17 protein-coding genes are annotated in these 20,262 nt (G+C 68.7%); 7 read left to right on the top strand and 10 right to left on the bottom strand.

The window, feature by feature from the left end; all coding sequences use genetic code 11:
• Positions 1 to 34 precede the first annotated feature (34 nt).
• A complete protein-coding gene (locus ACTJKH_RS15780; protein ID WP_440737695.1) occupies positions 35 to 724 on the top strand; it encodes a GntR family transcriptional regulator in 690 nt (229 codons plus the stop codon).
• A 113-nt stretch (positions 725 to 837) separates the two neighbouring features.
• Here ACTJKH_RS15780 and ACTJKH_RS15785 read toward each other — a convergent pair whose 3' ends face one another.
• Positions 838 to 1,974 (bottom strand): zinc-binding alcohol dehydrogenase family protein, encoded by a 1,137-nt coding sequence (locus tag ACTJKH_RS15785; protein WP_440737696.1) that lies wholly within the window; start codon positions 1,972 to 1,974, stop codon positions 838 to 840.
• A gap of 78 nt (positions 1,975 to 2,052) precedes the next feature.
• Between ACTJKH_RS15785 and ACTJKH_RS15790 the strand changes: the two genes are divergently transcribed.
• From ACTJKH_RS15790 to hrpB, 4 genes are all read left to right on the top strand, one after another.
• Positions 2,053 to 2,616 carry a TetR/AcrR family transcriptional regulator gene (locus ACTJKH_RS15790; RefSeq protein WP_440737697.1) on the top strand — a complete coding sequence of 188 codons (564 nt, stop codon included), beginning with the start codon at positions 2,053 to 2,055 and terminating at the stop codon, positions 2,614 to 2,616.
• Positions 2,617 to 2,819: 203 nt separating this feature from the next.
• A complete protein-coding gene (locus ACTJKH_RS15795) occupies positions 2,820 to 3,248 on the top strand; it encodes a MarR family winged helix-turn-helix transcriptional regulator (protein ID WP_440737698.1) in 429 nt (142 codons plus the stop codon).
• Positions 3,249 to 3,372: 124 nt separating this feature from the next.
• Positions 3,373 to 4,977, top strand: a complete 1,605-nt coding sequence (locus ACTJKH_RS15800) for an SPFH domain-containing protein (RefSeq protein ID WP_440737699.1) — start codon at positions 3,373 to 3,375, stop codon at positions 4,975 to 4,977.
• 87 nt (positions 4,978 to 5,064) lie between these two features.
• A complete protein-coding gene (gene hrpB, locus ACTJKH_RS15805) occupies positions 5,065 to 7,617 on the top strand; it encodes an ATP-dependent helicase HrpB (RefSeq protein ID WP_440737700.1) in 2,553 nt (850 codons plus the stop codon).
• Positions 7,618 to 7,636: 19 nt separating this feature from the next.
• Here the strand turns inward: hrpB and ACTJKH_RS15810 are convergent, their stop codons facing one another.
• The 4 genes from ACTJKH_RS15810 to ACTJKH_RS15825 are packed head-to-tail and all read right to left on the bottom strand — an operon-like array spanning position 7,637 to position 11,491.
• Entirely contained in the window at positions 7,637 to 8,371 is a 735-nt protein-coding gene (locus ACTJKH_RS15810) for an ABC transporter permease (protein ID WP_440737701.1), read from the bottom strand.
• Positions 8,368 to 9,144, bottom strand: a complete 777-nt coding sequence (locus ACTJKH_RS15815; RefSeq protein WP_440737702.1) for an ABC transporter ATP-binding protein — start codon at positions 9,142 to 9,144, stop codon at positions 8,368 to 8,370. The genes ACTJKH_RS15810 and ACTJKH_RS15815 overlap by 4 nt, the downstream gene beginning before the upstream one ends.
• 37 nt (positions 9,145 to 9,181) lie before the next feature.
• The gene (locus ACTJKH_RS15820; RefSeq protein WP_440737703.1) at positions 9,182 to 9,934 is read right to left on the bottom strand and encodes an AAA family ATPase; all 753 of its coding nucleotides are present in this window, start codon (positions 9,932 to 9,934) and stop codon (positions 9,182 to 9,184) included.
• Between the two features lie 60 nt (positions 9,935 to 9,994).
• On the bottom strand, positions 9,995 to 11,491 hold the full coding sequence (locus ACTJKH_RS15825; protein ID WP_440737704.1) for an L-serine ammonia-lyase, iron-sulfur-dependent, subunit alpha: 1,497 nt from the start codon (positions 11,489 to 11,491) through the stop codon (positions 9,995 to 9,997).
• A gap of 118 nt (positions 11,492 to 11,609) precedes the next feature.
• On the opposite strand from ACTJKH_RS15825, the gene ACTJKH_RS15830 reads away from it, so the two are divergent.
• On the top strand, positions 11,610 to 11,927 hold the full coding sequence (locus ACTJKH_RS15830) for a hypothetical protein (RefSeq protein WP_440737705.1): 318 nt from the start codon (positions 11,610 to 11,612) through the stop codon (positions 11,925 to 11,927).
• Between the two features lie 90 nt (positions 11,928 to 12,017).
• Here ACTJKH_RS15830 and ACTJKH_RS15835 read toward each other — a convergent pair whose 3' ends face one another.
• On the bottom strand, positions 12,018 to 13,748 hold the full coding sequence (locus tag ACTJKH_RS15835) for an L-aspartate oxidase (protein WP_440737706.1): 1,731 nt from the start codon (positions 13,746 to 13,748) through the stop codon (positions 12,018 to 12,020).
• 71 nt (positions 13,749 to 13,819) lie between these two features.
• Between ACTJKH_RS15835 and ACTJKH_RS15840 the strand changes: the two genes are divergently transcribed.
• Positions 13,820 to 14,752 (top strand): LysR family transcriptional regulator, encoded by a 933-nt coding sequence (locus ACTJKH_RS15840; protein ID WP_194762796.1) that lies wholly within the window; start codon positions 13,820 to 13,822, stop codon positions 14,750 to 14,752.
• A 6-nt stretch (positions 14,753 to 14,758) separates the two neighbouring features.
• On the opposite strand, the gene ACTJKH_RS15845 is transcribed toward ACTJKH_RS15840, so the two are convergent.
• Genes ACTJKH_RS15845 through ACTJKH_RS15860 form a run of 4 tightly spaced genes read right to left on the bottom strand, consistent with a single transcriptional unit; the run spans position 14,759 to position 20,222 of the window.
• Entirely contained in the window at positions 14,759 to 15,805 is a 1,047-nt protein-coding gene (locus tag ACTJKH_RS15845; RefSeq protein ID WP_440737707.1) for a family 43 glycosylhydrolase, read from the bottom strand.
• Positions 15,802 to 18,426: a family 78 glycoside hydrolase catalytic domain gene (locus ACTJKH_RS15850; protein WP_440737708.1), complete on the bottom strand. Its 2,625-nt coding sequence runs from the start codon at positions 18,424 to 18,426 to the stop codon at positions 15,802 to 15,804. Before ACTJKH_RS15850 ends, ACTJKH_RS15845 begins: the two co-directional genes overlap by 4 nt.
• Before the next feature lies 1 nt (position 18,427).
• Positions 18,428 to 19,333 (bottom strand): carbohydrate ABC transporter permease, encoded by a 906-nt coding sequence (locus ACTJKH_RS15855; protein ID WP_440737709.1) that lies wholly within the window; start codon positions 19,331 to 19,333, stop codon positions 18,428 to 18,430.
• Positions 19,334 to 19,337: 4 nt separating this feature from the next.
• Positions 19,338 to 20,222 carry a carbohydrate ABC transporter permease gene (locus ACTJKH_RS15860; RefSeq protein ID WP_210097052.1) on the bottom strand — a complete coding sequence of 295 codons (885 nt, stop codon included), beginning with the start codon at positions 20,220 to 20,222 and terminating at the stop codon, positions 19,338 to 19,340.
• Positions 20,223 to 20,262: the final 40 nt, after the last annotated feature.

A 20,262-nucleotide genomic window follows, 5' to 3' on the forward strand; every position in this document is an offset into this window, starting at 1 on the left:
TGCGCACTCGACGACATCTGACGCGGAGGTCTTCATGCCCGTACCCACATCGTCGAAGCCCGAGCTCAAGCGCCGACTGTTGAAGGACGAGGCGTACGACGCCATCCGTGACGCGATCATGGACGGCTCCTTCCAGCCGGGCGAGCACCTCGAAGACGTCGCCCTGCAGGAGTGGCTGGGCATCTCGCGCACTCCCATCCGCGATGCCCTGATGAACCTGCAGCGAGACGGCCTCGTCGAGATCGTTCCCCAGGCGCACACGAAGGTCGTCGACGCGCACCCCGAGGTCGTCGAAGCCAACATCCAGACCCTCGGCGTCGTGCTCGGCGGTGTCGTGCGCGTCACTGTGCCGACCCTCGATCCGGCGGCGAACCCCGCGCTGCGCGCAGTGATCGAGGCGGCCCGCGACGCGGTCACCGCACACGATCGACGCGGGCACATGAACGCGGCGCTCGAGGTGTACCGCGCGATCATCGGACTGTGCCCGAACACCGTGCTCAAAGGGGTGGCCATCGAGACCGTCGCACGACTGACGTTCCAGGTGCAGCTCACGATCGACTCGCGTGAGCCGAACTGGGACCTCCTCGGCGACTGCTGGCAGCGGTTCGACGCCGCGATCACCGCCCAGGACCCGATCGCAGCCGAGCTGGCCTTCGAGGAGATGCACCGCCTGCCGCTCCCCTACGACACGCAGTGGGCTCCGGCCACCTGGGCGACGAAGTAGCCGCCGGCCCCGTCGGCGTCGGCGTCGGCGTCGGTCTCATTCGTTCTGCCCGTCGACCACCGCGCATTCGCGGGCCTCTTCACCGCCCGACCTGGACGTGAGGCGACACCGGGTCAGGTCGTCGGCGTCGACTCAAGGGTGACGACGAGCTTCTGCGCGGAGACGCCGACGCGAAGCGTGTCGATCGCTCCCTGAACCGCGGGGAGCCCCTCCCCCGCGATGTGGGGTCGCGGATACGCACGATGACGGCCTGAGGCGAGCGCTGCGCCGAGGTAGTCTCCCCAGACGGCGGGGCCGACGGGAGACGTCGCGATCGCGCTCCCCCAGATGAACGAGGCTCGGATCCCTCGGGCTCGGCTGCGCAGTTGCAGCAGCGCCGTTCGCGTTCCCAGGCGCAGGAACAGGCGCATCCGGCTCAGGGAGAAGCCGCGCCTGCGGGGCTGTTCGTAGAAGGACACCGGAGGGCTCGCCATCGCGATCCGCGTGGCGCCGGTCGCGCGCGCGATACGCAGACAGGGTTCTGCCGACCCGACTGCGACGGCGAGGACGCCTGCGACGACGGACCCGTTCACCGCCTCGACGATCCGGTCGACCGTCTCCGGGTCGTGGTAGTCGAATGCGGCCTCTGCGCCGAGTTGGCTCATCCGGTCGTGATTATGGGCGGACGCCGTCGTGATGACGCGGTAGCCGGCAGCTCGAGCCAGTTGGATCGCGTTGCCGCCGACAGCGGTCGCACCGCCCCACACCACGACGATCTCATCGCGTCGTGCAGGGTTCGCGAGGCCTGAGTAGTCCAGGCCGAGCTGCTCGCTCTCGAAGAGACCGGCGGCCGCTGTCGACACGGCCAGGGGCAACACGGCGGCTTCCTCGAAGGGCAAGGTGTCGGGCAGAGCGGCGGCGAGGGCCGCATCGACGGCGACGTAGGCCTGGAACCCGCTCTCGGAGATCGCGTCCCGGCCCTTCTCCAGACCGATCGCGTACGCGACGATGCGATCGCCGACGGAGAAGTCCGTCACCTCGGCCCCGACCCCGACGACGGTGCCCGCGACATCCTCTCCGAGGATCACCGGGTAGCGCAGCCACCCGTACATGACGGCGCCGTTGGACTGGATGATCGCATCGAGAGGGTTCACCGCGACCGCGCGCACCTCGATGAGCAGCTGACCGGGACCGATCCTGGGCATCGGCGCGTCACGGACCACCAGGTCGGCATAGGGGGAATGGATCCATGCCGCGGTGTTGTCGTTCATACTCGTCCGTTCTTCGCATTCGATGACATCTCGTGTCATCACTGTACACCTGACGACATGTCGTGACATCATGGTCCGATGCCACGATGGTCACCGGATGCTGCACTGCGGCTCGAAGCTGCGGCGATACTCCTCTTCGAAGGACAGGGGTTCTCGGCGACGACGGTTCCGCAGATCGCCGAAGCGGCCGGCTTGACCACTCGGACGTTCTTCCGACATTTCGCGGACAAGCGCGATGTACTGTTCCTGCGCGATCGCGAGTTCCCTCACGCGGTCAGCGACTTCATGGCGTCGACCCCGTCCAAGAGTTCGGCGCCGGCAACGGTTCGCGCCGGGCTCGCCGCGGCGGCTCGTGGCATCCAGGACTGGCGGCAACCGATCGCACGTCGACACAAGGTCGTCCACAGCGAGCCTGCGTTGCACGAGCGTGAGCTTCTGCAACGTCATCACCTCGCCCGCGCGATCGAGGAATCCCTGATTCAGCGCGGCACCGACCCTCGGCAATCCCACACGCTGGCAGCTGTAGCAGTGACGTGCTTCGACCTGGCCATGGAGCGGTGGCTCGAAGGGCCACCCGAGCTCTTGTTCGAGGAGTGCGTGACGTCCGCCTGGAACGACATCCGCGACTGCCTCGACGGGTGATCCGAAAATGTCCGATCACGGACCCCGAACATTTTCGTGACCAAACCGTTGCATTCGTTATCTCGCCGTTATAGAGTGATCGCACGGTGAATGTTTGCTGTGGCATACACCGCATGTGATTGCAGGACACTCTTGGTGCAAGGGACAAGGGCCGGTCGGGAGCCTCTCCGACCGGCCCTTTACTGTTGCCGTAATCTGTTCCCATGACCGATCGCAAGCTCGCCCTCGAGGCATGGGAGAGCCTGTTCCGCGCGCAGCACGAGCTGTTCACCGAGATGAACGCCGACTTCGAGAACACGGATCTCGGCCAGGCCGAGTACGACGTGCTGCTCACGGTCACCCGCTCCCCCGGTATGTCGGCCCGTCTGCGTGACGTCACGGCGAACATGCTCATCAGCCAGCCGAGCGTCTCGCGCCTGATCGACCGCATGGTCTCCCGCGGCCTGGTCGCGAAGTGCCCCGACCCGGACGACGGGCGCGGTGCGCTGATCAGGGCGACGGATGCCGGCGCCAAGGCGTTCCGCAGCATCGCGACCGTGCACGGGAGATCCATCGCTGAGCGGATGTCGCGTCTCGACGACGCCGAGTTGAAGACCCTGCGCGATCTGGCCGAGAAGCTCCGGGCTCGCTGACCTCTCCCTCCGCACCACGGCCACGACGGCCTCTCTCGATTTCTGGCAGGGTGGAGCGTGAACGCCCGCGCGGCCGCGCCGGCATCCAAGACCGCCCCCTCGGGGGGAACCAGGGAGGTCATCCATGGAGATCGCCGGAATCGTCGGTATCCTCGTCATCGTCGGAATCGCAGTCGTCGCCGCTGTCGTCGTCCTGCTGATCCTGCTGCTGTTCGCACGCAGCTGGATCAAGGTCGCGCGCGCCGATGAGGCACTCGTCATCTCGGGACGCAAGCAGAAGGTCGCGCGCGCCGTCATCGGCGCCGACGGCTCGACCAGAGACGAGATGTCGGAGTCGCCCGTCACGGTCATCGTGAACGGCAAGTCGCTGGTGAACCCCATCACGCAGCGCCACGAGATCATCTCGCTGCGCTCGCGTCAGGTCTCGCTCAACGCCGAGGCCCAGTCGCTCGACAGCGTCACGCTCAACGTCGACGGCGTCGCGATCGTGAAGATCGGCTCCGACCCCATCCTCGTGCGCCGCGCCGCCGAGCGTTTCGCCTCGCAGGACAAGGCCATCGAGCAGTTCACCACCGAGCAGCTCGAAGGTGCGCTCCGTGGCATCGTCGCGACCCTCTCGGTCGTCGAGCTCATGCGAGAGCGCAAGAAGTTCTCCGACCAGATCGCCGCCGACGTCTCGCAGGAGCTCGCCGAGCAGGGTCTGATCCTCGACTCGTTCCAGATCAAGGGCATCACCGACAAGGTCGGCTACATCCAGTCGCTCGGTGCTCCCGAGATCCAGGCGAAGCGTCAGTCGGCGGAGATCTCGCAGACCAACGCCGACCGTGCGATCAACCAGAAGAACATCGCCAACCAGGAAGCCAACCTGGTCGAGCAGACCGCTCTCGACACCAACACCGCCAACGCCAACGCCGGCATCGGCCGTGCGCGCGCCGAGGCCGAGCAGGCCGAGAACCTCGCCCGCGAGCAGGCTCAGCAGGCCGTTCTGCAGCAGCAGGCCGAGAACCGTCAGGCTCAGCTCGACGCCGACGTCAAACGCGTCGCCGATGCCCAGCGGTACGAGGCCGAGACCCGCGCACAGGCCGAGCTCTACACCCGTGAGCGTGCAGCCGAGGCCGGCGCGATCGAGCAGGTCAAGCAGGCCGAGGCACGCACTCGCATCGCCGAGCAGCAGGCACAGGCCGACAAGGCCAAGGCCGACGGTGAGGCCGCAGCCGCGATCGCCCGTGCGACCGGTGAGGCCGACGCGCTGCGCGCCCAGGCCGAGGCGGAGTCCGAGGCTCGCCGTCTGCGTGCGAACGCCGAAGCCGACGCCATCCGCGCCGAGGGTGAGGCGCGAGCCGCAGCCGTCGAGGCCGAGGCGAAGGCCATCGCCTCCAACCAGGATGCATTCCTGTCGCAGCGCGTTCTCGATGTGCTGCCGTCGATCATGGCCGAGTTCTCGAAGGGCTACGCCGCGATCGGCAACGTGTCGATCATCGGCGGCTCGAGCGAGGACGGCGCATCGAACGTCGTCGGCGCCGACAGCGCGAAGGCGCTGAAGTCGGTGTTCGACAGCGTCAGCTCGGCCACCGGGCTCGACCTCGCGTCGATCATCCAGGGCCAGGCCGTCGGTCGCGGCATCGGGGAAGGCGTCGCTTCGGCATCCGCGCCCGCTGCTCCGACGACGCGCCGCTCGGCCCCGACCACCCCGCCGCCGCCGGCCCCGCCGGCTCCCGCAGCGGAGTAGTCGGAACAGGACACAGCGGATGCCGCGGCCGGATCGGTCGCGGCATCCGTCGTCTCCGGCGCTGCGCAGAAAGGGCAGACTGGACGCATGATCCGCGCCGCCTTCGACCTCGCCACGATCGGCGCAGGGCTCTCGTTCGCGGCCGCCGTCGACGACCTGTCCGCCGCGCTCGACGCCAGTGCGTCAGTCGTGGTGAGCGCACCGCCGGGCACGGGCAAGACCACGCTCGTGCCGCCGCTCGTCGCTTCGAGGATGACGGGTCGGGTGATCGTCACCCAGCCCCGCCGCGTCGCCGCCCGCGCGGCCGCCCGACGACTCGCTCACCTCGACGGCACACCGCTCGGCACCCGGGTGGGCTTCACCGTCCGCGGCGAGCGCTCCGCAGGACGCGAGACACGGGTCGAGTTCGTCACGGCCGGAGTGCTGCTGCGGCGCATGCTCGACGACCCGGGTCTCGACGGGGTGGGCGCCGTGATCATCGACGAGGTGCACGAGCGGGCACTCGAGACCGACCTGCTGATCGGCCTGCTCTCGGAGGTGCGCGAGCTGCGCGACGACCTCACGGTCATCGCCATGTCGGCGACCCTCGATGCGCCTCGCATCTCGGCCGTCCTGGGCACGGACGAGCACCCCGCACCGATCATCGACCACGACGTCCCCGCCTTCCCGCTCACCGAACGCTGGGCTCCGAGTCCCGTGCCCCGACTGGACGAGCGCGGGGTCACCTGGGGGTTCCTCGATCACGTCGCCGCGACCACGGCATCCGCCGCCCGGGAGCTCATCCGAGACGACCCCGAGGCCGACGTGCTGGTGTTCGCACCGGGCGCTCGCGAGGTGTCGGAGATCGCGCGCCGCATCCGCGACACGAACGGCGCGTTCGACGTGCGCGAGCTGCACGGTCAGATCCCGGCCGCTGATCAGGATGCCGTGATCCGCGGCCGCGCACCGGACGCTCCTGCGCGCATCATCGTCACGACGTCACTCGCCGAGTCCTCGCTCACGGTGCCGGGCGTACGTCTGGTCGTCGACAGCTGCCTGTCGCGGCAGCCGCAGCGCGACGCCGCCCGCGGGATGACGGGCCTGGTGACCGCCGCCGCCTCCCGCTCGTCGTGTGTGCAGCGTGCGGGGCGCGCCACCCGCCAGGGCCCCGGCACGGTGATCCGCTGCGCCGACGAGCGCACCTATGCGGCGGCTCCTGCGCGTCCCGCTCCCGAGATCGCGGTGACCGACCTCGCGGATGCCGCCCTGCTGCTCGCCTGCTGGGGTGCCCCTGGCGGCGCCGGTCTGCGGATGATCGACCCGCTGCCCGCTCAGAATCTGGCCGATGCGACCGAGGTGCTGCGCAGTCTCGGAGCGATCGACGACCAGGGGCGCGCCACCGCGGAGGGCCGCATCCTGGCTCGTATCCCTACCGATCCGCGGCTCGCCCGCGCTCTGCGCGACGGCAGCCCCGTGGTCGGGACTCGACTCGCCGCCGAGGTCGTCGCTCTCCTGGGTGGCGACCTGCGCATCGCCGAAGCCGACATCGCCCAGGCGATCATCGCGCTGCGAGGCGGTCGCGCCCCTGATGCCCGCCGCTGGCGCACCGATGCCGATCGTCTCGAGCGCATGGTCGCGGCGACGCCGGGCGCGCGCTCGGGCCTCGATGGCGTCGGCCTCGTGATCGCGCTGGCCTTCCCCGAGCGGATAGCCCACCGCGTCGAACGCACCGCCGAGGGTGCGACGTTCCTGCTGGCATCCGGCACCCGCGCAGGAGTGCGTGGACCGCTCGCGGCGGTCGAGTGGCTCGCTGTCGCCGACGTCGCGCGCGCCTCGGCCCGTGCGGCAGCGGGATCCGGCGCGATCATCCGATCCGCGGCTGTGCTCACCGAGACGCAGATCGAGAGCGCCGCGAGTCACCTCATGACCGACCGCGTCGAGGCACAGTTCGCCGCGGGCCGCGTCCAGGCGCGACGCGAACGACGCCTCGGTGCGATCCTGCGCTCCTCGTCACCGGTGCGCGCATCGGCCCAGGAGGGGCGGGATGCCGTGCGCCGGGCGATCCGACGAGATGGCCTCGGCATGCTGTCGTGGTCCGAAGGCGCCGACGGCCTCCGTCGCCGTCTGGCTCTGGTGAGACGAGAATTCGGCGATCCCTGGCCCGATGTCTCGGATACCGGGCTCACCGAGGCGGTCGATGTCTGGCTGGCGCCGGAGCTCGATGCCCTCGCGGGTGGCGCGCCCGCGAGCCGGCTGGATCTGACGTCGGCTCTTCGCCGACTGCTCCCCTGGCCTGACGCGACGCGCCTCGACGAGCTCGTTCCCGACCGGCTGGAGGTGCCCACCGGCTCCCGCATCCGCATCGACTACCCGCCACACGACGATGCGACCGCGCGTCCTGTCGTCGCAGTGAAGCTGCAGGAGTGCTTCGGCTGGGCGGAGACCCCGCGGCTGGTCGACGGTCGCGTGCCGGTGCTGTTCCACCTGCTGTCTCCCGCAGCGCGTCCGCTCGCGGTCACCGACGACCTCGCCTCGTTCTGGTCGGGTCCGTATGCCCAGGTGCGCGCCGAGATGCGCGGGCGTTACCCGAAGCATCCGTGGCCCGAGGACCCCTGGGCGGCCGCGCCGACCCGGCACACCAAGAACCGCGCCGCTCGCTGAGAGATGGTTCGGTCGAGTCTCAGGGCGTGCGGCGCCTCAGGGTCAGCGATGCGAGCACGAGCGCCCCGACCCCGAACGCCACGACCACCAGCCACGGCCCATAGACATCCCACCCGTCGTCGCCGGCCGTCACGGCGTTGATCGTGTCGATCGCGTAGCTGAGCGGCAGCCAATCGGAGATCGCGTGCAGCACCTCGGGCATCTGGTCGCGGGGCATGAAGAGCCCGCCGAGGATGATCTGCGGGAAGACGAGCAGGGGCATGAACTGCACGGCCTGGAACTCGGTCTGGGCGAACGCGCTGGCGAGCAGCCCGAGCGCCGTGCCGAGAAGCGCGTCGACGACGGCCACGAGTCCGAGCTGCCACAGCTCGCCCTCGACGTCGAGACCGCACACTCCGACGGCGAACGACACGGTGACGACGGCCTGCAGCAGCGCCATGAGGCCGAAGGCCAGGGCGTACCCGAGGATGAAGTCGGCCTTGCCGAGGGGCGTCGTCATGAGCCGCTCGAGCGTGCCGGACCGCCGCTCTCGCAGAGTCGTGATCGACGTGATCAGGAACATCACGATGAACGGGAACAGCGCGAGGATCGCACCGCCGAACTGGTCGAAAACTCCGTCCTGATCGCTGAACAACCAGGCGAAGAGACCGACGAGCAGACTCGGAGCGATCAGCATCAGGGCGATCGATCGCGGGTCATGACGCAGCTGGCCCAGTACGCGACCGGCGGTCGCGAGCATCCGTCGGCCGTTCATTCCGCCGTTCCCCGTCGCTCGCGCCGCGTGGCGGGCGGGGTGTGGCCCTCCTGCTCACGGCTGTCTCGTTCGATCAGGGCGAGGAACGCCGCATCGGGGTCTGCGGTGCCGGTGTCAGCGAGCAGCGCGGAAGGATTCGTGTCGGCGATGATGCGCCCGCTCCTCATCAGCACGAGTCGATCGCACCGCAGCGCCTCGTCCATCACATGGCTCGACACGATCATCGTCACTCCGCGCTGGGCGAGCCCTCGGAACAGGTCCCAGAGCTCGACGCGCAGCACGGGGTCGAGGCCGACGGTCGGCTCGTCGAGCACGATGAGCTCCGGCGTGCCGATGAGGGCCATCGCGAGCGAGATCCGCGTGGTCTGGCCGCCACTGAGCGATTCGACGAGCTGACCGGCCTGCGCGCCGAGCCCGACCTCCTCGATGACCCGGTCGACATCGCCCTTCGGCGCCTTCAGCACGGCGGAGAGATATGAGAGGTTCTGACGCACGGTGAGGTCGCCGTACACGGCCGCGCCCTGTGTGCCGTACGCCACCCGGTGCCGCAGCTGCCGAGACCCGCCGGGCTCCCCCAGCACCGTCACCGTGCCGGCGGCGATCCGCTGCACCCCGACGATCGAGCGCATGAGGGTCGTCTTGCCGCATCCGGACGGCCCCAGCAGGCCCGTGATCTCCCCGCGCGGGATCGTCAGGTCGATGCCGTCGAAGACAGCGGTCTTCCCCCGGCGCACACGGAGTCCCGTGATCTCCACCGCCGGACCGTTCGTCATGATTGATTATCCGCCCGAGCGGCCGCGTGGGCGACCCCTAGTCGAGCAGATGCCGCAGGTACCGAGGTGGGTCCTGCAGGAACGAGCGCCAGTGGTTCACCAGCTCGAGATCGTTCCACTCTGCCGGGCGGATGCCCCACTCGCCGACCTCGAGGATCTGCGCACCGGGAAGTGCGGCGAGCACCGGCGAGTGCGTGGCGCACAGCACCTGCCCTCCGTCGTCGACGATCCGCTGCATCACGGCAATCAGCGCGAGCGTCGACTGGAACGACAGCGCGGCCTCGGGCTCGTCGAGACAGTAGAAACCGGGCGAGTCGAAACGGCTGTCGAGCAACGCGAGGAAGGACTCCCCGTGGCTCATCTCGTGGAACGGCACGTCACCGCTGGGCGACGGATTCTCTTCGAGGTACGTGTAGAACGAGTGCATCGTCTCGGCCCGCAGGAAGAAGCCCCACCGGTCGGCACCGACGCCTCGCTGCAATCGCAACCACTCCGACAGGGGTGATTCGGTGGCTCGTGTGCTGTGCCTGGCGAAGCGCGAGCCGCCCTCGGGCGAGAGGCCGTAGGCGATCGCGATGCCCTCGACGATCGTCGACTTGCCGCTGCCGTTCTCGCCGACCAGGAACGTCACGCCGGGAGACAGCTCCATCCCCTCGCGCAGCACCTGAGCGACGGCGGGGATGCTCGCGGGCCAGAGCCGACCGGGTTCGGGCGCGTCGTCGTTCGCGCTCACCGCCACGACCGGCTGCTCGCGCCGCCGACGACTGCCCGGTGTCCAGATCGATTCCATGCTCGCCTCCCTCTGCAGAAGGCTAGCCGCGGTCGCCGACACGGCCACGGAGCCGCCGGCTCAGCACTCGATGACGTTGACCGCGAGGCCGCCCTCGCTGGTCTCCTTGTATTTCGTCGACATGTCGATGCCGGTCTGACGCATCGTCTCGACGACGGCGTCCAGCGAGACGTAATGACTGCCGTCGCCGCGAAGGGCGAGGCGTGTCGCCGTGACCGCGGTCGAGGCGGCGATCGCGTTGCGCTCGATGCACGGGATCTGCACGAGACCGCCGATGGGGTCGCACGTGAGTCCGAGGTGGTGCTCCATCGCGATCTCGGCGGCGTTCTCGATCTGCCGATTCGTGCCGCCCATCACGGCGGTCAGGCCGCCGGCGGCCATCGCGCACGCCGAGCCGACCTCGGCCTGGCATCCGCCCTCCGCCCCCGAGATCGACGCGTTCGCCTTGAACAGGGAACCCAGCGCGGTGGCGGTCAGGAGGAAGCGACGGATGCCGCGGCGCCGGTTCGCCTCGGCGACCGCGTCGGGGTCGTCGATCGCTCCGACCGCGACGAGCGAAGCCTCCGCGCCGAAGCCGAGCAACGCACTGCCGACGAGCTCTCCGTAGGGAGTGACCGCGTTGCCGGCGCCGAGGCCGGAATCCGCGAGGAACCGCCACCAGTACATCGCGACGGCGGGAAGGATGCCGGCGGCGCCGTTCGTCGGCGCCGTGACGACCCGGCCACCGGCCGCGTTCTCCTCGTTGACGGCGAGCGCGAAGGCCCCCAGCCATTCGCCGGGAAGTTCGCGATGCCCACCGGCCTCGGCCTCTTCGAGCTGACCGCGGATCGCGCTCGCGCGGCGCTTGACCTTGAGCATCCCGGGGAGCACGCCGTCGGAGTGCAGTCCGTTGTCGACGCAGGAGGCCATCGCATCCCAGATCGCGTCGAGTCCCGCGGCGACGTCCTCTTCCGAGCGCTGCGCGGTCTCATTGAGGCGCGCGACCTCGGCGATCGACAGCCCGTGTTCGTCGCACAGCGCGAGCAGCGATGCGGCATCCGCATACGAGTACGGCAGCGGAGCCGTCGAGATCGCTGCCTCCTCACCATCGCGACGGATGAACCCGCCGCCGACGGAGTAGTAGGTCTCCTCCGCCACGATCTGCCCGTCGGCGTCCCCTGCGACGAGCGTCATGGCGTTGGGATGCCCCGGCAGGCGGGTGCGCGGCTCGAACATGATGTCGGTCTTGGAGAACGGGATCTCGTGCACGCCGGCGATCCGTACAGTCGCGCCCTCGCGCAGATCGGTCCAGGCGGAGCGCACCTCCGACGGATCGCAGGTCTCGGGAGCGAGTCCGCGGAGCCCCGCGACGACGGCATCCGGTGTTCCGTGTCCGATGCCGGTGGCGCCGAGGGAGCCGTAGAGGGTGCAGCTCACGCGTGCGACGCGTGAGATCTCTCCGGTCGACCGCAGGCGTTGGGCGAACTCGAGAGCGGCCCGCATCGGCCCGACCGTGTGGGAACTCGAGGGGCCCACTCCGATGGAGAAGAGATCGAAGGCCGAGACGTACGCTGTCACCTCCCCAGCGTACGTCGTGAACCGTCGTGCAGACGATCCCGACGCCGCCGTCAAGCCCCTTCATCCCCGCGCATCGACGCCTCAAGCTGGTGACCCACTCGATGCGAAAGGGACGATCATGACGAACAGCACACCCGCCCAGGACCCGACGGCAGACCTCGACCCCGAGGCCCAGACGCCGACCCCGACCCCGTCGTCCGGCGACGCCGGGGAGTTCAAGACCCCGGGGCAGAGCACGGACGCACCCGCAGAGGCCGAGTCGCCCGAAGATGCCGATCCGTCGGAGATCCCCGCCGACGAGGAGCTCGAAGAGCCCAGCACCGAGAAGGACCCGGCGGAGGAGCCGAAGGCCCCGACGCGCAACGACCCCGAGCCCGACCATGAAGCGGTCGGGATCGGGGTCATCGACGGTCCGGAGACCGACGAGGGCGACTGAGCGACTCCTACCCCGCTCCCGCCGCGAGCCCTGCCGCCGGAGGGCGATCACGTCGACAGGGCCTGCGCCGGGAGCGGGGGCGGATGCCGACTACTCGACGAGCTTGCCCTCGGTGTCGACCTCGCGCATGAGCTCCGCGATCTCCGCGGGGATCTCGGGGATCGGCTCGTGCGTCACTCCGCCGGTGGGCGACCACACCAGGTTGACCTGCAGTGTGGGGTCGGTGTCGGGGTAGTCGCTGCGGTTGTGGCATCCGCGTGTCTCCCGACGTTCCAGCGCCGCCTCGATCGTGGCGCGGGCGGCGAGCACCGACGCTTTGAGATCGAAAGCGTGGGCGAGGTCCTGGAACCCGGCGATGTCGGGGTGGATGCCGATGTCCTCCATCCGCCCCTCGATCATGTCGAGGTCGGCGAGGCCCGCTCGCAGTCCCTCCTCGGACCGCACCACGCCCGCGTGCTGGGTCATGGTGTTGCGGATCGCGCGTTGCAGAGCCCTCACGTTCTCGCGGCCGTCGGCGGCGAGCAGGTCGTCGATCTCGGCGCGGGCCTGAGCCACGGCATCCGCCGACCGGCGCTGGGCGTCGAGACCCGCCGCATGTTCCATCGCGGCCTGACCGACGATGCGGCCGTAGACGAGCAGCTCGATCAGCGAGTTGCCGCCGAGCCGGTTCGCCCCGTGCAGTCCGCTGGAGGCCTCCCCGATCGCATAGAGCCCGTCGACATCGGTCTGGTGGTCCTCCGGACGCACCCACACACCACCCATCGAGTAGTGCGCGGTGGGCGCGATCTCGATCGGATCGGTGGTGATGTCGAGCATCTGCAGCTCCATCATCGTCTGGTAGACGCGGGGCAGCCGGGTCATGATCGTCTCGCGCGGCAGGTGCGAGACGTCGAGCCAGACGCCGCCGTTCTCGGTGCCTCGCCCCTCGGCGATCTCGGTGTACGCGGCGAGCGCGACGCGGTCGCGGGTCGACAGCTCCATGCGCTCGGGGTCGTACTTCGACATGAACCGCTCGCCGAGCGCATTGCGCAGGATGCCGCCCTCGCCGCGCGCGGCCTCGGAGATGAGGGTGCCTGCGGCGTTCTCGGGCTCGATGATGCCTGACGGGTGGAACTGCACGAGCTCGGGGTCGCGCAGTCGCGCACCGGCCTCGACCGCGAGGCGGAACGAGTCGCCGGTGTTCTCGTCGCGGCGAGACGATGTCCGGCGCCAGATGCGGTTGTGTCCGCCGGCCGCGAGGATCACGGCATCCGCGTGGATCAGGTAGCGCGTGCCGTCTGACTGGTCGAACCCGTAGGCGCCGAACACGACGTTGTCGCGCACGAGCAGGCGCGTGATGTACACGTGGTCGAGGATCGGCACCTCGAGCTGTTCGGCCTTGGCCACGAGCGTGCGCTGGATCTCGAGGCCGGTGTAGTCACCGGCGAACGCGGTGCGACGGAACGTGTGCGCTCCGAAGAACCGCTGCGAGATGCGTCCGTCGTCTTCGCGCGCGAAGTCCATGCCCCAGCGTTCGAGGTCGCGGATGCCGCGCTCCGCCCCCTGCGTCACGATCTCGACCGTGTGGGGGTTGGCGAGCAGGTAACTCTCCTTGATGGTGTCGGCCGCGTGCTGCTGCCAGCTGTCGCCTTCATCCATGGTGCCGAGAGCGGCATTGATGCCGCCGGCGGCGAGAGAGGTGTGGGCATCCTGTCGGGGGCGTTTGCCGACGGCGAGGACGTCGATGCCGTGCTCGGCGACCTCGATCGCCGCGCGCAGCCCGGATCCGCCGGTCCCGATGACGAGGACCGTGGTGGAGATCTGACGTTCGCGAGTACTCATGCATTTCACGCTAGTTAGGGCGACCTAATAACTCCAATGCATAGTTCTACTGGAATCGATAGACTGCAGACATGAACCTCGAGCAGCTCCGCGGGTTCGTCGAGGTCGCCCGCCTCGGCCACTTCACCCGCGCCTCCGAGTCGCTTCACCTCGCGCAGCCGTCACTGAGCCGTCAGATCTCGACGCTCGAACGCGAACTCGGCGCGGAGCTGTTCCACCGCGCGCGCGGCCATATCGCGCTCACGGCCGCCGGCGAGGCACTGCTCCCCCGCGCCCAGCGGATGCTCGCCGAAGCAGAGGCCATCCGTGACGAGATGGGCGAGCTCGCGGGTCTCCGCCGCGGGCGTGTGCGGCTCGGCGCTCCGCCGACCCTCTGCATCAGCCTCGTCGCCGAGGCGATCAGCGCGTTCCACGCGGCCCACCCCGGTGTCGACCTGCACCTCGACGAGAGCGGGTCACGGCTGCTGGTCGATCAGCTCGCGGTCGGCGCCGTCGACATCGCACTGATCACCGAGTCGACGGGCCCGCCCCCGTCGGGGTTCAGTCTCACGCGCATGCCTCTGCTCACCGAGGAACTGGTCGTGGTCTCCGCGGCATCCCAGCCTCCCGTCGCGATCACGCCGGCGATCGGCCTCGAGCATCTCGCCACGCTTCCACTGATCGCCCTCGACGAGACCTACGAGCTGCGCGCGACCACCGACGCCGCCTTCCGCTCCGCGGGCATCACCCCGAATCACGTCCTGGAGGGAGCGGAGATGGATGCCGTGCTCCGCTTCGTCGAACGCGGGGTGGGCGTCGCCGTCGTCCCGGCGATGGTGCTCTTCGACCAGCCGGCGCTGAGGTCGGTGCGACTCACGCATCCGATGATGAGGCGCACCGTGAGTCTCGCGCATCGCGCGGATGTCACTCCTGCGGTCGCCGTCGCCGCGATGCGCGATGTGATCCTCACCACCGCCGCCGACTACGCGCGACGAGACCCCGCGATCACCAGCCTGCTCGACTGATCCGGCTCAGGCGTCCTCGTATTCGTCGGGCGACCACTCCTCTCGCCACTCGATGATCGGGCGATCGCCGTCGAACCGGATCGGCAGCCAGACATAGTCGGCGATCGAGGTGTCGACGTAGGCGAACTCCTCCATCGGCTCATCGCCGTCCCTCCCCGGTGCGAAGTGCTCGATGAATGCCTGACGAGCGCGATCGCCGTGCTCGAGGTATCGCGGGAGCCAACGATCGGCGATCGCGATGTAGAGGTCCTTCTTGCCCGGGTGGCGGAACACCGACGAGATCTGCGAATGGAACGACGTGCGCGAATCATCGTCGGGGTGCAGGTCGCCGAGCACCTCGAACGGGCCGTGATAGCTGCGCGAGACCGCCGATTCCGAGGGGTTCGGGTAGTACCCGGTCGTGCCGGAGGTCAGCAGATAGTGCAGGCCGCCCCTCTGGAAATGGGCGGCCGCCTCCCGCACGAACGGCGGCTGCGGCTGCGGGAAGTGCGTCGAGTAGTAGCCGGTGACGTCGGTGTAGTCGCTGCTGAGATCGGCGCAGATCATCTCGGAGTGCACGCGTTCGAAGTAGTAGTACCCCTTGCCGTCATGAGGGTCGACCACCAGATCGAAGTCGCCGGCACTCATGTCGAGCGGGCGCAGCCAGGTCCGCTGGATCTCGTACGGCCCGAGGATGCTGTCGGCGGTGAGCACGGTCGAGCGCTGCACCGATCCCTTCGTCATGACCTTCACCCAGCACACGAAGGTGCCGGTCTCGGCGTTGAAGATGATGTGCGGGCGATCGAGGCCCTGCGCCGGATGCAGCGGCGAGGACTCGTCGTCCTCGTCAGGCGGGATGATGACACCGCGGTCTTCCCAGTTGACGAGGTCGGTCGACGAGTAGCACCGCACTCCCCAATGCCAGATCCCACTCCCCGGCGTCGAGAACTCCTTGTTCTCGCCGTACCAGTAGTGCACGCCGTCGACCGTGAGGACGGATCCGCCATGCGCATGGATGCGCTCGCCCTTCGTGTCGAGCCACACCTGCCCCGGTCGGATGTGCTGCTGCGTCATGCTGCTCCTTCAGTCTCGAGGACGGGTTCGGGTCGGCGCCAGCCGAAGAACGGGCGCTCGGGGTCGTCGTCGACGGACCGGAATGTGGTGGTGAACGAGTGTCGGCCGGGACCGACGGGAACCGGCTCCTCCGACCCCGGCAGCACCAGCACGCCCGTGGAGGCCGCAGGCACCTCGAGCTCGATCGACAGCTTCTCGCCCTCGCGCTTCCACGAGATCGACGCAGCACCTCGCACGCTGTCGTACCGGGCACTCGCGTGATCGAGACCTCCACCGGGCCGCGGCTCGAAGCGGATGCGCTCCCAGCCCGGCGCATCGGCCGTGAGCCCCGCCACCGCACGGTGGAGGAAGTCCGCGACGGCACCCAGCGCGTAGTGGTTGAAGGACGTCATGTCGCCGGGGTTGATCGACCCGTCGGGGAGCATGCTGTCCCATCGCTCCCAGATCGTCGTCGCACCCATGCTGACGGGGTACAGCCACGAGGGCAGCTCGTCCTGCAGCAGCAGGTGGTACGCGTAGTCCATGCTCCCGGCGCGCACGAGCGCATCGCAGATGATCGGCGTCCCGACGAACCCCGTCGAGATGTGGAACCCGCCTGCACCGACCAGCTCCTGCAGTCGGGCGCCGGCACGGACCACCTGCTCGTCGTTCTCGAGCAGGTCGAAGACCAGCGCGACGGCGATGGAGGTGGGGGTGTCGCTGACGACGCGTCCGGTGTCGCTGAGGAACTCGTTCTGGAACGCCCTTGCCGCGCGATCGGCGATCGCGCGATAGTGCGCGGCATCCGCCGTCGCGCCGAGCAGCGCTGCCGTGTCCGCCACGATGCGCGCCGTACGCACGTGATAAGCGGTCGCGACCAGGTACTTGTCGGTGTGCGACTTGCCCGGGTCCTCGGGCGGCGCGGTCGGGTCGAGCCAGTCTCCCAGCTGGAAGCCGGTGTTCCACAGTCCGGTGTGGCCGGTGAGGTCGTCGACGAGGTCGACCCATCCACGCATGCTCGCGTACTGGTCGGCGAGGATGCGCAGATCGCCGTCGTTGCGATACATCTCCCACGGCACGATCACGGCCGCGTCGCCCCAGGCAGCGGTGGGGAAGTTCGGGAAGCCGCACTCCACCCAGGGCACGAAGTTGGGCACGTGACCCTGGTCGGCCTGCTCGAATGCGAGGTCGCGCAGCCATCCGGTGAGGGTGCCATGCGCGGCGAACAGCCGAAGAGCCGTCGGGGCGAACACCTGGATGTCGCCCGTCCATCCCACCCGCTCGTCACGCTGCGGGCAGTCGGTCGGCAGATCGACGAAGTTGTCGCGCATGCTCCAGACGACGTTGGAGTGCAGCCGGTCAAGTCCCTCATTCGACGACTCGAACCACCCCGTGCGGCGCATCCCGGTGTGGATCACGACCGCTTCGACGTCTCCGTCGCCCAGTTCGCCGGGCCAGTTCTCGAGCTCGGCGTACTGGAATCCATGGATCGTGAACCGAGGAGTGTAGATCTCCTCGCCGATCCCCGCGGCCGTGTACGTGTCGACCGAGGTCGCCGCGCGCAGCGGCCGGGTGCCGAGCTCTCCGTCCTCGATCACCTCGGCGTGGTGCAGCGTCACCGTGTGCCCGGCATCCGCTCTGACCCGGATGCGCAGGACGCCCGAGATGTTCTGACCGAAGTCGAGGCGGATGCGTCCGCTCGGCTGGCGTGTGATCGTAGCCGGCCGAAGGGTCTCCGTCTCCTGCACGGGCAGCGCGGTGGGCGGTTCGATCGCCGCAGGGAAGTCGGTTCGGGGCAGCGTGATCGCCGGAGTCCAGCCCGTGGCGTCGAACCCCGGTGCGGACCATCCGTGCTGCGAGAGCCGGGCGTCGAAGGCCTCGCCCTCGTACAGACCGACCGAGGTGATCGGCGACGGTGCCGCACTCCAGGTGAGCGGCACGTGATGTGTCGTGCCGTCGGCCGTGGTGACCTCGAGCTGCGCGAGCAGGGCGACGTCGGATCCGTAGATGTCCCAGACCCCGCCGTCGAAGCCGATGTGACCTCGGTACCAGCCGTCGGCGAGCCAGGCACCGAGCACGTTCTCGCCACCGCGCAGGGCCGCCGTGACATCGTGCGTCTGATAGCGGAGGCGGTGGCTGTAGCTCGTCCACCCGGGCGCCAGCACGTCGTCGCCGATGCGCGCGCCGTTGACCTCGAGCTCATAGACGCCGTGCGCGGTCGAGTAGACCCGCGCCCGTGCGATGTCCTCGGGCAGCGCGCCCTCGGCGATGACGGCCCGCAGCAGGTACGCCGGCCGGGGCGCGTCACGGTCGGCTGCGACCGACGGCGACACGAAGTCCACCTGCCAGTCATCGCCGAGACCGGCCTCGATCCTCATCGGCTCGCTCCAGGACTCGGCGTCCGAGGCCCGGATACGCAGTTCGCCGCCGTCTCGCGGAGCCAGGGGTGCGAAAGGCCATGCGATGAGCTGGGTCGTCGTGACCTGCGCGGTCTGTGCCGCACCGCCCTCGAGGGTGAACTCCACCTCGAACGCCGACGCCACGGCATCCGCCACGAAGGAGATCCGCGGTTCGGCCTCTCCGATCCCGACGGTCGCCCCGCCTCGCCTGTTCTCGAGCCAGATCTCGATGATGTTCGTCATGTCAGCCCTTCACCGATCCTGCGGTCAGGCCCTTCATGACCTGCTGGTTGAGGAACACGTAGATGAGCAGTGTTCCGAGCACGTTGACCGAGATCGCGGCGAAGGTCGGTCCGTACTGCACCGCCCCGTACTCCCCCGTGAAGTTGAGCAGTCCGACCTGGATCGTGCGCAGATCGCTGCTGTTGGTGAACGTCAGCGCGATCAGCAGGTCGTTCCAGAGGAAGAAGAACTGCACGAGCCCGATGGTGAACAGCGCGTTCTTGACCAGAGGGAGCCCGATCGAGAAGAACGACCGGAAGATCGACGCTCCGTCGAGGGTCGACGCCTCGAAGATCTCGCGAGGCACAGAGCGGAAGAACGTGGCCATCATGAAGACGGTCAACGGCATGCCGAGCGCCACGTACGTGATGATGAGCGGCCACAGGGTGCCGGTCATGTTCGTGCGGAAGTAGATCGTGAACAGCGGCAGCAGGATCATCTGCGCCGGCACCATGATGCCCGCGAGGAACAGCAGCAGCACGGTGCCGCGACCCTTCCAGACCATGACCTCGAGTGCGAAGCCGGCCGCGGTGCCGAACACCAGGATGATCGCGAGCGACGGGAACACCGCGATCACGCTGTTGACGATGTACTTGCCGAACTCGCCGGTGGTGAACACCTCGATGTAGTTGACGATGTCCCACGACTGCGGCAGCGCCCAGAACGGCTCGTTGAGGAACTCGCTCTGGGTCTTGAACGATCCGAGGAGCATCCAGAGGATCGGGTAGACCTCGACGATCAGCAGGACGGCGATGAGCAGGCGGATCGGGAGCCGGCGGAAGAAGTCGCGGACGCCCCGTCTGTTCGGGTCGACGTCGCGTCGGGTGGGCAGCGGGGTGCCGGTGACGATGGCGGTCGTAGCGCTCACTGGTTCAATCCTTCGTCAGGTCGCGGCGGGTGGAGCGGAAGATGAAGACCGTGAACAGCAGGCACAGGATCGTGAGCATCAGCGCGATCGTGCTGCCGTATCCGTAGTCGCCGTAGGCGAACGAGGTCCGGAACATGTACAGGGTCAGCGGCGTGGTGGCATTGCCGGGCCCGCCGTTGGTCAACGCCACGACGGTGTCGAACACCTTGAGAGTGCCGTTGATGCTGAAGATGATCGACGACAGCAGCACCGGGAGCGACAGCGGCAGGACGATGGTGCGGATGAGCTTCCATCCGGATGCTCCGTCGATGCGTGCCGACTCGATGAGCTCGTCGGGGATGTCGACGAGGCCCGCGTACAGCAGCACGGCGTAGAAGCCCATGGACCGCCAGAGGTCCATCGCGATGATGACCCAGAAGGAGGCATCGGGTGTGCCGAACCAGTCGAGGTTCTGCACGCCGAGGATGCCGAGGAACGAGTTCACCGGTCCGACGGTCGGTGCCGCCTCGAACAGGCGCTGGAACAGCAGCGCCACCGCCACCGTGGGCAGCACGACGGGGAAGAACACGATCGTGCGGATGAGGCCCGACCCCTTGCGGAGCCAGAAGACGTACATCAGGGAGAGCAGGTACCCCACGATCACCTGCAGCGCGGTGAGGATGAGCGCGTACCTCAACGTGAAGAGGATCGCGTCCCACGCGGCGGGGTCCTGGAAGAACTTGATGAAGTTGTCGAAGCCGTTGAATGTGAAGCCGGTGATGGGGTTGCCGTCCTGCACCGTGTAGAACAGCGACCACACGATCGGGACGAGCATGACGAGCGAGTAGACGAGCAGCGCGGGTCCGAGGAGGACGAAGATGGCGCGCTTGTCACCGAGGACTTTGTGCATGGTGGATCTCCTGATGCGACCAGAGCGATCCCGGGGCGAG

It is taken from the genome of Microbacterium sp. 22215 (assembly GCF_052045655.1).
GTDB classification, from domain to species: domain Bacteria; phylum Actinomycetota; class Actinomycetes; order Actinomycetales; family Microbacteriaceae; genus Microbacterium; species Microbacterium phyllosphaerae.